Raw genomic sequence first — 14374 nt, forward strand, 5'->3', positions numbered from 1 at the left:
TTGGCGAATGACCTGATCGTCGTTCCTGCGCGGTATGGATCCACACGTCTTCCCGGCAAACCGCTACTTCTGATTGCTGGACGCACGCTGCTGGAACGTGTCGTCGCCATCGCGCGAGCGGCTTCCCGGACTGCCGGCTCTTGCGACGTGATCGTCGCTACCGATGATCATCGCATCGCCGACCATGCCCGCCAAATCGGCGTGGAGGTGGCGATGACGGACACCGCGCTCGACTCAGGTTCGGCACGCGCATGCGCCGCGGCGCGGACGCGGGCACAGCCGCCTTCGCGCGTGGTCAATCTGCAGGGCGACGCGCCGTTCGTGCCGCCGCATGTCGTGGCGGGATTACTCTCGACCTTGCGGTCCGGCGAAGCCGACGTGGCGACCCCGGTGTACCGGCTCGACTGGGAGCGACTCGACCGGCTGCGCGCGCACAAGCAAGCCTCCCCATTCAGCGGGACGACGTGCGTGCGTGGTCAGGACGGCCGGGCCTTGTGGTTTTCGAAGGCAATCCAGCCCGCCATCCGCGACGAGGAGAAGCTGCGAACACAGTCGCCGTTTTCGCCGGTGTGGCAGCATCTTGGCCTCTATGGCTACCGCATGGCCGCGCTGGACTGGTTCGCGTCTGCTCCGGCCAGCACCTACGAGCAACTCGAAGGGCTCGAACAGCTTCGTTTCCTCGAGGCAGGCCGCACCATCGCCACCGTCGCGGTCGATGCCCCCCAACACGCCATGTCCGGCATCGACACGCCCGCCGACCTGGCCCTGGCCGAAGCGACCATCGCGCGATTGGGTGACCCGTTCCCGCATTGAGCCGGGTCTGGTATTCGGCGGCGCAGAGCGGCTATGGCCGGACGATGTTCATCATCATGCGCCATGGCAACACCTTCGAGGCGGGCGATATCCCGCGGCGAATCGGTGCGCGGACCGACCTCCCGCTCACCAAGGCAGGATTGGAGCAGGCAAAAGCCTTGGGCGCCCATTTCGCGAACGATGGGATCGTCTTCGATCGCGTGCTGGCCTCGCCGTTGCGGCGAACCCGTCAAAGCGCGCAGGCGGTGCTTGAGAGCCATGGCTCGCCCGTGACGATCGAAACTGCGGAATGGTTGCGCGAAATCGATCATGGTCCTGACGAAAACATGCCCGAAGACGCCGTGGTGGCGAGGATCGGCGCGGCGGCCTTGACCGACTGGGACAGTGCCGCAATCTCGCCCGCAGGCTGGCATGTCGAGGCCGACATGCGTCTGGCCGCCTGGCGTTCGCTATTCGCAACACCATTGTTCGGCACGACGCTGATCGTCACGAGCAACGGCGCGGCGCGCTTCGCTCTTCTGGCGGATGAAGCGCTGAAGCTCGCGAGTTTCGGCTTGTCGGGGCTCAAATTGCCGACCGGGAGCTATGGTGTCATCCGTCGAGCGCCGAACGGCCGCCTGGAAGTGCCGGTGTGGGGCCGCCGTCCATGAACGAGAGCCCGCTCCCCCTGTTGCGCGCTCCGCCGTTTCCGGGCGCCGACGCGACGGTCTCGACCGTGGCCGAGGCGCCTTCGAAGGAGGTATCGCATGATATCGCCTCGCTGTTCGCGATGGTGCGCGCCGCGCGTGTCGGTGGTCGGTTCTGGGATGACGATGCGCGCATTGATGGTCCGGTCGATACTGTCGTGCGCCTTCGCGATCGCCGTGACTTTGCTCGCGAACACGATGGCAGGACCATGGCGGAACGTCGGTCGACCTTATGGATCGCTCCCGATCGCCGCACGGCGCGCCAGGTGGCTCGCGCCGTGCGGAAGGACGGAGGCGCATGGCGTACGGATGTCGATCCCTGGTCTGCGTTGGACGGTGCGCGATCGCTGGTGACGCACGGAGACGACGAATGGGTGGCCATCGCCCGCATCATCGGATTGCCGGTACAGGTGCTTTCGCCGGGACCATTCGGGGCTCCCGACGATGGCCCGGATCGGCTCGATGCCAAGGTGGCCGAGGCGCTGCTCGCCGCAGTATGGCGCAATCCTTTTGCCGACGCGCCGACGACGATCGAGGTCACGATCGAGTTGCTTGGAACATGGCGTGCGATGCTGAAGGCGAACCATGGCATTGCTGCGGCTTGCGGCATGGCCTGGTGGAAGCGCGCGGAGATTCGCCGCTTCCTGTGGCACCCGCGACGCCCGGTGCGCTTGTTCCACAATCCGGCGCGTGCCCTTGCCTGCGCCGCGAGACATGGCGGTGCGCTCGCGGTCTGGCCGTCACGCGTCTCGCGCGAATTGATCGCCAGCAGCCGTGACCGCAATGTGCCGCTGGTGCGCATCGAGGACGGCTTCGTGCGCTCGGTCGGGCTTGGGGTACATCTGGTGCCGCCTTCCTCAGTCGTCGTCGACGCGCGTGGGATCCACTTCGATCCTGCCGGACCAAGCGATCTCGAGCATATCCTCGCCACGACCACGTTTTCGCAACGTCTTCTCGATCGCGCGCGGAGCCTGCGTGAAACGATCGTGGCGGCCGGCATCAGCAAGTATGCCGCAGGAGCCGCCACCCCGGTGCCGGATCACCAGCCCGAACGCCGTCTCGTCCTCGTCGCCGCGCAAGTGGAAGACGACATGTCGGTGGTGGCCGGTGGTGGCGGGTTGACCTCCAATCTCGAGGTCTTGCGCCGCGCCCGCGCGCTGGAGCCCGACGCCGAGATCTGGTTCCGACCACATCCCGATGTCGATGCCGGTCATCGCAAGGGATCGGTGCCGGACGACGAGGTATTGCAGTTCGCCGATCGGATCGTGCGGGGCCCCGACATGGCGACTCTGCTCGGCGTCGCCGATGCGGTTCATGTGCTCACCTCTCTGACCGGTTTCGAGGCCCTGCTGCGCGGTTGTGCGGTGACGTGCCACGGAACGCCTTTCTACGCCGGCTGGGGCCTCACGCGTGACCTAGGCGCGGTGCCACACCGGCGGGGACGAGAACTCACTTTGGATGCGCTCGTCGCCGGCGTGCTTATCGTCTATCCCCGCTACCTCGATCCGGTGACCGGACTGCCTTGCCCGCCCGAAGTGCTGGTCGGCCGCATGGCGACCGATCGCGCGACCAATCGCCTTGCCTGGATCGCCCCCTTGCGTCGCTGGCAAGGATGGTTATCGGCAGCCCTGCGATGAGCGCCGTGATCCTCGACATCTCCCGCCTGATCTCGCGCGTCCGTTATTCCACGCCATCCGGCGTCGACCGGGTGGAGATGGCCTATGCGCGGGGCTTCATCCAGCATTATGGCGATGCCCTGACGTTCGCCGCGGTCCACCCCATAGGACGGTATGGCCGTCTTCCACGCGACGCGGCTATCGCATACCTCGATGAGCTCGAGCGGCGCTGGTCGAGCCAGGAGGCTCATCCGCCGCAGCGCTCTCTGCTTTCGATCCTGCCTCAGCTTGCGAAATTGTGGCCCAGGCGCGAGGTGACCGACCTGCAGGACCCCGTCTATGTCCAGGTATCGCCTCATCACCTGACCGATCGTACCAAGGTGCAGCGTATCCTCGCGCGGGAGCGGGCTCGCTTCGTTTGCCTGGTGCACGATCTCATCCCGATCGAGTATCCTGAATATGCGCGTCCAAGCGGGGCCGCGCTGCATCGTCAGCGGATCGAGACGATCGCGGCAACTGCTGATGCGGTGATCGTCAACTCCGCGGCCACCGGGCGCTCGCTACAGCCGTGGCTCGACAGCGGCGACCGTCACCCGTCCGTTCACATCGCCTTGTTGGGAACCGAGCGCTTGCCCGACACGCCCGCGCCGCCGCAATCGGATCCGCGACCTTATTTCGTGTGTCTGGGGACGATCGAACCGCGCAAGAATCACTTGCTGCTGCTGCATCTGTGGCGCGATCTTGCGCAGAGCCTCCCGTCCGCCGAGGTACCGCGCCTGGTCATCATCGGCCGGCGCGGCTGGGAGAACGAGCAGGTGATCGACATGCTGGAACGATGCCCCTGGCTGGCCGGGCATGTCGAGGAACGCAATGGATGCTCGGATGCGGATCTTGCCGGGATGCTTCGCGGCGCCAGAGCGTTGTTGATGCCGTCGTTCACCGAAGGCTATGGCATGCCGGTTGCAGAAGCCTTGTCAGTCGGCGTTCCGGTGATCGCCAGCGATATCGCGGCGCTGCACGAGGTGGGTGGTCATGTCCCGGACTACCTCGATCCACTCGATGGACCCGGCTGGCGCGCCGCGATCGTGGACTATGCGACGCGGGGGCCACGCTTTGCCGCGCAGTGCACGCGGATAGCCGACTGGAAAGCACCGACGTGGCAACGGCATATCGAAATCGCCACGTCCGCGATCGCGACACTGCAAGGGCTATAGCGCCCATGCAACTGCAGCCAATCAGCGCTTGAGCGAGGTGATGCGCGTACGAAGAATGCGATCCCAGAAGATCGCCGAAATGGCGTAGTTGGCCTTCTCGTCGACATAGTGGTGATGCATGTGGTGGCGCTTGAGCGCTCGACCAATGGTGCCCTTCATCGGCCACTGGTGGCATGCGTAATGCACCGCGTCATAGATCACATAGCCCGAGATCCAGCCCAGGAACAACCAGGTGCCGCTCGCGCCCAAGAGCGCCAGGCTGGACGCCCAGGCGATGGCGGAGATGGGCAGGCTGACGATGAAGGGCATCATGTTGCGCAAGCGATCGTTCGGATTTTCGTGGTGATTGCCGTGCATCAGGAACACGATGCGACGCAGGATCACGTGCTTGGAGGCGAAGTGAAACACGAACCGATGCATGCCGTATTCGAAGAGAGTCCAGACCATCAGGCCGGCCAGCACAAGCACGACGGCGTGCAGCGGAGCGGCACTACCCCATCCCACCCAGGCGATCGTCGGCAGCAACACCGACCAACTGATCGCAAAGAGCTTCGGCGACATCAAAGTCAATTGCTCTAGGTGTGAGTTCGCAAACAAGCGGGCACGTTTAGAGCTGGAATATAGAGCGGGCATTATGGAGCACCGTGGACAGCAGCAGGTCGGGTCTGTCAAGCTTCATAGGGTCGGGCCGATGAATACGATCTTATCGCTGATAACCAGTGATCCGCAATTCTCCCGAGTGAGACGAATATGACACGTTTTCCGCGACCTGAAAGCATCCTGTTGATCGGAGCATCAGGCGCGCTCGGTAGAGCCCTGGCGGCGCGCTATGCTGCTCCGGGTGTCCACTTGTCGCTGTGGGGGCGCGATTCGAAAAGATTGGACCTGACTGCCAGTGCCTGCCGCGCCTCGGGCGCCGATGTGACGGTGCGGTCGCTCGATCTCACGAATGTTGCCGCCGCAGTTGAATGTGCACTGGCCGACGATGCGGCCACGCCCTTCGATCTTGTGCTTTTCGCCTCGGGCCTTGGCGACGTGCGCGGATCAGGCGACCTGGTCGAAACCGCTGAACTCGTCGCGCGGCTTGGCGCCGTCAACTTCACCGCCCCCGCGGCAATCGGTGCCGCCCTGGCTGGCCGCATGGTGGCGCGTCGGTCGGGTGGCCTGGTCTTCGTGGGCTCAGCCGCTGCATTCCACGCCTTGCCGTTCGCGGCGGCATATTCGGGTTCGAAGGCAGGTCTCGCCCGCTTTGCCGATGCCCTTCGCCTGGCTGTGCGTCAGCACGGAGTCGCCGTGACGCTGGTCTCGCCGGGTTTTTTCGATACGGACGCGTCCGGCGAGAAGGTCTCTGGCAGACCTTTTGCCATCGAACCCGAAGCAGTCGCAGACCAAATCGTTCGCGCAGTGCAACGTCGGCGGGCGCATGTCATCCTGCCGTGGCCCTTCGCGCTACTCAGGGTTTTCGACCGCATCCTTCCCGCATCCCTGCGCGATCGCCTGCTGCTCTCGTTGCCTCAACCCTAGGCCCGGCGCTGCTACGCTATGGCCACGCCAAGCACATCGTCGAGAATCGCGTGGTGCAAACCTGCCGGGGTCAGATCCACACGGCGATTGCCCCCGGCGACGATTTGGCCGGCCTCGTCGAAGCGCAGCATGACGTAAGGCGTGTGACGCTCGCCCGCTGGATCGGTGGCTCCGGGTATGCTGGGGCGGTGATCGCCGAAGAAGACGAGCATGGCGGGACGCTGCAAGACGGCGATGCCATTGATCAGTTTGCCGAGCATGGCATCGCTGTGCCGCACAAGCCGCATATAGCTGCCGATCAGGTCGCTGCCGCCCGCCGCCGCGGACGGTGCCCAGGGGCCGTGATTCTCGATCGTCACCGCATAGAGCATGCTCTTGGCCGGCGATGTTCGCGCAAGCTCGAGGATCTCGTTGGTCATCGCGGCATCGGTGACATAGCGGCCCTCGCCGGGCCCGGGCGGCACGAAGCGTTCCTCGCCGATCAGCTCGGCGAACCCGCCCGCAGGCATGATCCGGTCCCGGCCGTAGAACCGCATGTCGTGAGGGTGGATGAACAGGCTGCGCCAAGCGGCGCCAAGCCGGGCCGGGAGGGCAAAACTGGCTTCGCCAAGCGCGGTCAAAAACGGATCATAGCGACGAAATCCGAGCGCGGATTCCTCTCGCCCGAACAGCACGCCATATTCCGTTCGCATCGTGTAAGCGCCGAAACCGCTCACTTCGAGGTGGCCATGCTGCCATGCCTCGTCCCTGGCCCGGGTAAGCGCCGGCAAGGCGACGTTCGCATCGCCGAAAAGCTCGACCGGATCGGCAAAGCTCTCGCACTGAATGACGATGACCAGATCCGTCGCGGCGGATGGCTGCAGGCGCGCGACGTGCGGGCAAGGTGGCGGATCGCGGCTCTCCCGCCATTTGCGCCAATATAGCATCAAGCTGGGCGTCAGGCCCAAACGTGCAACACCCGCATCGCGACGCGGTTCGGCCATCGAAGCGTGCAGACGAGGAACTCTCAGGCTGATCGCCAAAAGGATCGATGACGCAGCGGCGATCACGCAGCCTAATATATGCGGGGCCAAGCCGGGAACGAAGAACCAGACGATCACCGCCAGCAGCAAAGCCGCAGCCAGACCCGCGAGCGCACGCTGCCAGAGCGGAACCGCGGACAAATAGAACTGTGGATGACGAAAGATGGCCTGGACCAATGCCAGATCCGAGAACACCAGCGGCTCGCCCAGCATCGCATGCTTCGCGTTGGAGGCCACGACAAGCAGCGCCAGACACGCAAGCGCAAGCGCCACGGACACCGCGACATGGCCACACAAAGCCATGAACAGCCCGAACATCGCAGCCACCTGACACCCGAGCAACCACAGGCCCGCCCAGCTTCGTGCGCCTCTCGGGCGAGCGAGAGCATCGATCAGCAGTGCGCCCACCAATCCCGCGAGAGCCGCTGCGAGCTGCATTTCGGGCGTCACTGCCACACTCCTTGCCGTATGATCGCTTCGTCGCGCGATCCTGCAGCGAGACCCCGCCAGTCGGGGCCGCGCTGATAGCCGCCCGCCGGCCGATTGTCACCTGGATCGGCTTTTAAAGGGACGCTCGGCTCGGCCCCGGTGGCGCCGCAGGGTTGCTCCGCGAGCACGGCCAAACTATCGGGGCTGACAAACCAAGCCGGAGGCCACTTGCGACCGGCTGTCCGGGAGCTAGGTGTTCGATGTCGGATCGTCTGGACAACGCGGCGCAGGAGGCTCGTGAACCTGCGCGCCGCTCCGTCCTGTTGCTGCAAGGGCTGATGGGCCCGATGTTCCGCCGCCTTGGACAGGCGCTGATCCAGGCGGGCCATGATGTCCACAAGATCAACTTCAATGGCGGTGACCGCCTGTTCTGGCGGTTGCCGGGCGGTGTCGACTATCGCGGTTCGCTGAACGACTGGCCCGGTTTCCTCGAAGGCGTGATCCGCGAATATGCGGTGACGGATGTCACTTTGTTCGGCGATTGCCGTGACCATCACCTGCCTGCCATCAAGCTATGCCGCGACCTTGGCGTCGCGGTGCATGTCTTCGAGGAAGGTTACATCCGCCCGGACTGGGTGACACTGGAACTGGGCGGCGTGAACGGTCACTCGTCGCTCCCGCGCGATCCGGCATGGTATCGCCAGACCGCGGCTGCCCTTCCGCCGGTTCCGCCCCATGCGCAAGTACCCTCCTCCTTTCGTCGCCGCGCGATCGAGGGACTGCTCTATAACGCAGCCGACGTGCTGACACGTTGGCACTATCCGCATTGGACCAACCATCGCCCCTGGCATCCGCTGGTCGAGGCGATGGGCTGGGCGCGTAAATTGCGCCGCCGCAAGGACAACCAGCGGCGCAGCCAGAACCTGGTGAACCGACTGCAGACGTCCGATGCCGCCTATTACCTGTTCCCGCTGCAACTCGATTCCGACGCGCAGATCCGGCTGCATTCGCCCTTCGCCGGGATCGCCGACGCGCTCAAGCTGGTCATCGGGTCGTTCGCGACGCACGCGCCGGCGCACACCCGCCTGCTTGTGAAGGAGCATCCACTCGACAACGGCGTGCGCGACTGGAGGCAGGAAACGTCGGACATGGCGGAACTGTTCGGAGTGGCGGATCGGGTCGATTACATGGCCTGGGGTGACATCGTCCCGGTCACGCAAAGGGCGCTGGGCATGATCACGATCAACAGCACCAGTGGCACCCTCGCATTGGCCGAAGGTGTACCGGTGGTCGCGCTTGGCCACGCGATCTATGACATCGCGGATATCACCTACCAGGGTGGCATCGACGCCTTCTGGGGCGATCCCGTACCGCCCGACAAGGTCACGTTCGCGGCGCTGCGCCGCGTGTTGGTCGAGCGGTGCCTGATCCCCGGCGGGTTTTTCTCCGACGAAGCGCTGGACAAGGTCGTGCGTCACGCCGTCGCCCGCTTCGAGGGGCGACCGATGTTGCCTGAATAATTGCTGCGCCGGTCAGACCAACAGCGGTCAGGCGGACAGGCGCCGGGCCCGCTCCGCCAGCCGCTCGACCGCGGCGGCATGCATCGCGGGTGACGAAACCAACGTGCCGAATGCCCTGGGGTCGCGCTTGTTGTAGTTGAGCGGCTGGCCGAACGCGTCGGTCACCGCCGCGCCGGCCTCGCGCGCGATCAGCCCGGCGGCGGCGATATCCCATTCAAAGCCCCAGCGCAGCGTCGCCACCAGATCCGCCTCGTCGGCGGCGACCATGGCAATGCGCAGCGCGATGGAGTTGGGCTGCTCGACCGTCACCAGATCGGCGTCCTCCTTCTGCAAGGCCTTGGCGGGGACTCGCGCACCGGGCAGTTCGATCCGGCGAGTCGCGCGCAGAGGCTCGCCGTTGCGCGCCGCGCCCTGCCCCGCCTCGGCATGCCACATCTCGCCACCTTCCGACCGTCGCCGCACGGGCGCGAACAGGCACCCGATCAGGGGCCGTCCCGCGCTCACCAGGGCGACGGAGACCGCCCAGCCGGTCTGCCCGCGTACGAAATCGCGCGTGCCGTCGATCGGGTCGACCAGCCAGATCAGCGACCGATCCAGCCGAGCGGGCGCATCGGCCGTCTCCTCCGACAGCCACCCCGCCGATGGCAACAGCGCGTTCAATTCGCGCTTGAGGAAGGTATCGACCGCGATATCGGCGGCGGAAACCGGGGTGGTGTCGTGCTTGTCCCATACGTCCAGCGCATGGCCATCACCCGGCCAGGCCGACAAGGCGATCCGGCCGGCCTCGCGCACGATTGCCTCCAGGCGGGCACGATCGATCATCGGATTGCGTTTTCGTTTGGCACCTAGACCTAATCGGAGACCTGCCGGCCCTTTTCAAGGCGAGCCCGATATGCTTATGCGGCAGCGCATCATTTCCCATCAGGCCCTCCCCAGGCGCTGCGCGGCAAGGCTGTCGCGAAACTCCAGCAAAAAGGCGACCCAGCGATGAACGTTCACGAGTACCAGGGCAAGGAACTGCTGGCCAAGTACGGCATCCAGATTCCCGCAGGTTATCCCGCGCACACCGTCGAGGAAGCCGTCGCCGGCGCCAAGCAGCTGCCCGGACCGCTCTACGTCGTAAAGGCGCAGATCCACGCCGGTGGCCGTGGCAAGGGCAAGTTCACCGAACTGGGCGCCGATGCCAAGGGCGGCGTGCGTCTGTCAAAGTCGATCAAAGAGGTCGAGGCGAACGCCAAGGAGATGCTCGGCAACACGCTGGTCACCATCCAGACCGGCGATGCCGGCAAGCAGGTCAACCGTCTGTACGTGACCGACGGCGTCGACATCGAGAAGGAATACTACCTCTCGATGCTGGTGGACCGTTCGACCGGCCGAGTCGCCATGATCGTGTCGACCGAGGGCGGCATGGACATCGAGGAAGTCGCCCACTCGACGCCTGAAAAGATCGTCACCATCACCATCGACCCCGCAGAGGGCTTCCAGCCGCACCACGGCCGCGCCGTCGCGTTCGGCCTGAAACTGGAAGGTGAGCTGAACAAGCAGGCGCAGAAGCTGTCGAAGCAGCTCTACACTGCCTTCATCGACCTCGACTGCGACATGGTCGAGATCAACCCGCTGGTCGAGACCAAGGACGGCAACCTGCTGGTCCTCGACACCAAGATGAGCTTCGATTCGAACGCGCTGTATCGTCACCCCGACGTCGTCGCCCTGCGCGACGAGACCGAGGAAGATCCCGCCGAGATCGAAGCCAGCAAGTACGACCTGGCCTACATCAAGCTGGATGGCGACATCGGCTGCATGGTCAACGGCGCCGGCCTCGCCATGGCGACGATGGACATCATCAAGCTCAATGGCAGCTTCCCGGCCAACTTCCTCGACGTGGGCGGCGGCGCCACCACCGAGAAGGTGACCGCAGCCTTCAAGATCATCCTGTCCGATCCCAACGTGAAGGGCATCCTGGTCAACATCTTCGGCGGCATCATGAAGTGCGACATCATCGCCGACGGCATCGTCGCAGCGGCAAAGGAAGTGAACCTCTCGGTTCCGCTGGTCGTCCGTCTGGAAGGCACCAACGTCGAGGAAGGCAAGGCCATCCTCGCGAACTCAGGCCTGGCGATCGTTCCCGCCAACGACCTGGGCGACGCCGCCCGCAAGATCGTCGCGGAGGTCAAGGCAGCCGCCTGATCTGCACGAACGCATGATTTACGAGAGGGGCTCGTCGGCAACGGCGGGCCTTTCTTGTATCTGCCGCCTGCTACCTTCATCGTCATAGCCGCAAAGTGTGACCGCCCGCCCTCTAGCAGGGCTTGACGTAGGCCGCTCGGAACGCAATGGCGTCTCCCGCGTACCTGTTTAATCGCGCGACTAAATCAATGTCGCGCCGCAGAGAGGACCGTACCGCATGAAGATCCTCGTCCCCGTCAAGCGGGTGATCGACTACAACGTGAAGCCGCGCGTCAAGGCCGACGGCACCGGCATCGACCTTTCGAACGTCAAAATGAGCATGAATCCCTTCGACGAAATCGCCGTCGAGGAAGCCATTCGCCTGCGCGAAGCCGGCAAGGCCGAAGAGGTCATCGCGATCTCGGTCGGGCCGACCAAGGCGCAGGAAACCTTGCGCACCGCGCTGGCCATGGGCGCCGATCGCGCGATCCTGGTCGAGACCGATGCCGAGGTCGAGCCGCTCGCGGTCGCCAAGATCCTGAAAGCGATCGTCGAGGCAGAGAACCCCGGCCTGGTAATTTTGGGCAAGCAGGCGATCGACGACGACGCCAACCAGACCGGCCAGATGCTCGCCGCGTTGCTCGGCCGTCCGCAGGGCACGTTCGCCAGCAAGGTCGAAGTCGAAGGCGAAAGCGTCTCGGTGACGCGCGAAGTCGACGGCGGTCTCGAGACCGTGAAGCTGTCGCTGCCCGCGATCGTCACCACCGACTTGCGCCTGAACGAGCCGCGCTATGCGTCTTTGCCCAACATCATGAAGGCGAAGAAGAAGCCGCTCGACGTGAAGTCGCCCGCCGACTTCGGCGTCGAGATCGCGCCGCGTCTCAAGACGCTCAACGTCAAGGAGCCTGCGGTACGCAGCGCCGGCATCAAGGTGCCCGACGTCGCTTCGCTGGTGAACAAGCTCAAGGACATGGGCGTCGCGAACTGACGACGCCGGTCTGAAAGGATACTGACATGAAGACGCTAGTCTGGGTCGAGCACGACAACGCCACCGTCAAGGACGCGACCCTCGCGGTCGTCACCGCCGCCGCCAAGCTGGGTGACGTGACCGCCCTGGTCGCAGGTTCGGGCGCACAGGGCGCGGCCGATGCCGCCGCGCAGATCGCCGGCGTGAGCAAGGTGCTCCTAGCCGACGATGCCGCCTACGCCAACGCCTTGGCGGAGAACGTCGCGCCACTGATCGTCCAGCTGATGGGCGAATACGACGCGTTCCTCGCGCCCGCCACCACCACCGGCAAGAACGTCTCGCCGCGCGTGGCCGCGCTGCTGGACGTGATGCAGATCTCCGACATTCTCTCGGTCGAGGGTGAGAAGACCTTCACGCGTCCGATCTATGCCGGCAACGCGATCGCCACGGTCGAGAGCAGCGACGCCAAGCTGGTCATCACGGTGCGCGGCACCGCGTTCGAGAAGGCTGCAACCAGCGGCGGCTCGGCCAGTGTCGAGACGGTTTCAGGTGCTGGCGAATCGGGTCTGTCGACTTTCGTCGGCTCCGAACTTGCCAAGAACGAGCGCCCGGAACTGACCAGCGCCAAGATCATCGTCTCGGGTGGCCGCGCGCTCAAGGATGCCGACACCTTCCAGAAGCTGATCTTTCCGCTGGCCGACAAGCTGCACGCCGCTGTCGGCGCCAGCCGCGCTGCCGTGGACGCGGGCTACGTGCCGAACGATTACCAGGTCGGCCAGACCGGCAAGATCGTCGCGCCGGAAATCTACATCGCGGTCGGCATCTCGGGTGCGATCCAGCACCTTGCTGGCATGAAGGATTCCAAGATCATCATCGCCATCAACAAGGACGAGGATGCTCCGATCTTCCAGGTCGCCGACATCGGCCTGGTGGGCGATCTCTTCACCATGATTCCGGAACTGACCGAAAAGCTCTGACGTTCGCATCGAGCTGCGCATCATTAGAAGTCCGGTCGGCGACGGCCGGACTTTTTTCTTGGCTTCGCTAGAGGCTGTCGGGCGTGGCGAACGGCGGCACTTGACGAAGCAGGCCGCCTGACGCGATAGCCCGAGGCAGCGGGCCAAAGCGGACGCCCGATCAGACGGCCATCGTCCAAGTCCGCTCCATTCGCCGCGATCGCGGCGTCAGGAGCGCTTGCCAAATGTCCCTGCCTTCTATCCCCGACAGCGCGTCGCCACGGCCTCCGGCGATCAGCGCGCCGGCCTTGTTCTTCAAATTCCTGCGTTTCGGAGCCTTGGCATTCGGAGGGCCGGTGGCTCAGATCGCGATGTTGCGCCAGGCGCTGGTGGAGCACGAACATTGGATCAGCAGCGGACGCTTCAATCGCCTCCTCGCCATTCTGCAGGTCTTGCCGGGGCCCGAGGCGCACGAATTGTGCGTGCATCTGGGCATGATCGCCAAGGGTCGCCTCGGTGGCCTGCTCGCGGGACTTGGCTTCATGTTGCCAGGCTTCCTGCTGATGCTGGCGGCGGGCAGGGCCTATGTCACCTGGATCGCCGGCAATGCCGAGTTCGCCTATGTTCTGCTGGGCGTGCAGATAACCGTACTCGCGATCATCCTGCGTGCGGTGGTGCGAATCGGCCAGCATGTGATCGAGAACGCCGCACTTTCCGTCATCGCGGCGGCAAGCTTCGTCGCGACGATGGCCGGCGTGCCGTTCTGGATCCCGCTGGTGGCGGCGGGTCTGGCTTATGCGGCGTCGGAGCGCCGGCTGCTCATGGTGACGGTCATCGTCATGGCCATCGGCGTGGCGATCATGATGGAGACAAGCAGTCCAAACATGGCGGCGACAAGGCCGGCTGCCGGAGCGGCGGTCAGTGCCGGGGCATTGTTCCTTGCGGGGCTGAAGGGTGGCCTTCTGACGTTCGGCGGGGCTTACACGGCGATCCCCTATGTCCGGGAGGATACCGTCGGCCGGGGCTGGATCGGCGATGCGACATTCCTGGACGGAATCGCCCTGGCCGGCATCCTGCCGGCGCCGCTGGTGATCTTTGCCACGTTCGTCGGCTACGTCGCGGGGGGCCTTGCCGGAGCGCTCATGATCACGGCAGGCATGTTTCTGCCGGCGTTCGCCTTCTCCCTGGTCCTGTTCGAACGACTCGAGGCGATCGTCGAAAATCCGGCGCTGCACAAGGTGCTCGAAGGCATCGCCGCAGCCGTAGTCGGCATCATCGCCGCGACATTCGTCCACCTGGCAGCCACGGTCGCCGGGCAGGACCGATACCCGTTGACGAGCATCGCCCTGTTTGCCGCCGCGCTGGCAGCGACCTGGCGCCTCAAGGGAGCGTGGGTGACGCCCGCAATCGTCGCGGCGGGCGCCACGATCGGCTGGTTGCTGCTGAGGCCCTAGCCGGCGC

13 protein-coding genes are annotated in these 14374 nt (G+C 65.0%); 10 read left to right on the plus strand and 3 right to left on the minus strand.

All coding sequences use genetic code 11. The annotated features are described in order from the left end of the window. The 4 genes from ACXJ1Z_RS07325 to ACXJ1Z_RS07340 are packed head-to-tail and all read left to right on the plus strand — an operon-like array spanning window position 1 to window position 4329. Entirely contained in the window at window positions 1-813 is an 813-nt protein-coding gene (locus tag ACXJ1Z_RS07325; RefSeq protein WP_463780683.1) for a 3-deoxy-manno-octulosonate cytidylyltransferase, read from the plus strand. Beyond that, window positions 810-1463: a histidine phosphatase family protein gene (locus ACXJ1Z_RS07330; protein WP_463780684.1), complete on the plus strand. Its 654-nt coding sequence runs from the start codon at window positions 810-812 to the stop codon at window positions 1461-1463. Before ACXJ1Z_RS07325 ends, ACXJ1Z_RS07330 begins: the two co-directional genes overlap by 4 nt. Then, a complete protein-coding gene (locus tag ACXJ1Z_RS07335; RefSeq protein WP_463780685.1) occupies window positions 1460-3136 on the plus strand; it encodes a capsular polysaccharide export protein, LipB/KpsS family in 1677 nt (558 codons plus the stop codon). Before ACXJ1Z_RS07330 ends, ACXJ1Z_RS07335 begins: the two co-directional genes overlap by 4 nt. Continuing rightward, complete coding sequence (locus ACXJ1Z_RS07340) at window positions 3133-4329, plus strand: glycosyltransferase family 4 protein (protein ID WP_463780687.1); 1197 nt, start codon at window positions 3133-3135, stop codon at window positions 4327-4329. The genes ACXJ1Z_RS07335 and ACXJ1Z_RS07340 overlap by 4 nt, the downstream gene beginning before the upstream one ends. A 21-nt stretch (window positions 4330-4350) precedes the next feature. Here ACXJ1Z_RS07340 and ACXJ1Z_RS07345 read toward each other — a convergent pair whose 3' ends face one another. Next, window positions 4351-4890 carry a sterol desaturase family protein gene (locus tag ACXJ1Z_RS07345; protein WP_463780689.1) on the minus strand — a complete coding sequence of 180 codons (540 nt, stop codon included), beginning with the start codon at window positions 4888-4890 and terminating at the stop codon, window positions 4351-4353. A gap of 189 nt (window positions 4891-5079) precedes the next feature. On the opposite strand from ACXJ1Z_RS07345, the gene ACXJ1Z_RS07350 reads away from it, so the two are divergent. Further along, window positions 5080-5853, plus strand: coding sequence for an SDR family NAD(P)-dependent oxidoreductase (locus tag ACXJ1Z_RS07350; protein ID WP_463780691.1), 774 nt, complete (start codon window positions 5080-5082; stop codon window positions 5851-5853). Between the two features lie 11 nt (window positions 5854-5864). On the opposite strand, the gene ACXJ1Z_RS07355 is transcribed toward ACXJ1Z_RS07350, so the two are convergent. Further along, a complete protein-coding gene (locus ACXJ1Z_RS07355; RefSeq protein WP_463780693.1) occupies window positions 5865-7325 on the minus strand; it encodes an LTA synthase family protein in 1461 nt (486 codons plus the stop codon). A gap of 239 nt (window positions 7326-7564) precedes the next feature. Between ACXJ1Z_RS07355 and ACXJ1Z_RS07360 the strand changes: the two genes are divergently transcribed. Continuing rightward, window positions 7565-8824: a capsule polysaccharide biogenesis protein gene (locus ACXJ1Z_RS07360; protein ID WP_463780694.1), complete on the plus strand. Its 1260-nt coding sequence runs from the start codon at window positions 7565-7567 to the stop codon at window positions 8822-8824. Window positions 8825-8851: 27 nt separating this feature from the next. Here ACXJ1Z_RS07360 and ACXJ1Z_RS07365 read toward each other — a convergent pair whose 3' ends face one another. After that, window positions 8852-9646: a 3'(2'),5'-bisphosphate nucleotidase CysQ gene (locus tag ACXJ1Z_RS07365; protein WP_463780695.1), complete on the minus strand. Its 795-nt coding sequence runs from the start codon at window positions 9644-9646 to the stop codon at window positions 8852-8854. A 165-nt stretch (window positions 9647-9811) separates the two neighbouring features. On the opposite strand from ACXJ1Z_RS07365, the gene sucC reads away from it, so the two are divergent. The 4 genes from sucC to chrA all read left to right on the plus strand — a co-directional run bounded on the left by sucC (window position 9812) and on the right by chrA (window position 14367). Next, window positions 9812-11011, plus strand: a complete 1200-nt coding sequence (gene sucC, locus ACXJ1Z_RS07370) for an ADP-forming succinate--CoA ligase subunit beta (RefSeq protein ID WP_463780697.1) — start codon at window positions 9812-9814, stop codon at window positions 11009-11011. Window positions 11012-11228: 217 nt separating this feature from the next. Further along, complete coding sequence (locus ACXJ1Z_RS07375) at window positions 11229-11978, plus strand: electron transfer flavoprotein subunit beta/FixA family protein (protein ID WP_463780699.1); 750 nt, start codon at window positions 11229-11231, stop codon at window positions 11976-11978. Window positions 11979-12004: 26 nt separating this feature from the next. Then, on the plus strand, window positions 12005-12934 hold the full coding sequence (locus ACXJ1Z_RS07380) for an electron transfer flavoprotein subunit alpha/FixB family protein (protein WP_463780700.1): 930 nt from the start codon (window positions 12005-12007) through the stop codon (window positions 12932-12934). A gap of 224 nt (window positions 12935-13158) precedes the next feature. After that, window positions 13159-14367 (plus strand): chromate efflux transporter, encoded by a 1209-nt coding sequence (chrA, locus tag ACXJ1Z_RS07385; RefSeq protein WP_463780702.1) that lies wholly within the window; start codon window positions 13159-13161, stop codon window positions 14365-14367. Window positions 14368-14374 lie beyond the last annotated feature (7 nt).

It is taken from the genome of Novosphingobium sp. TK46 (genome assembly GCF_055361525.1).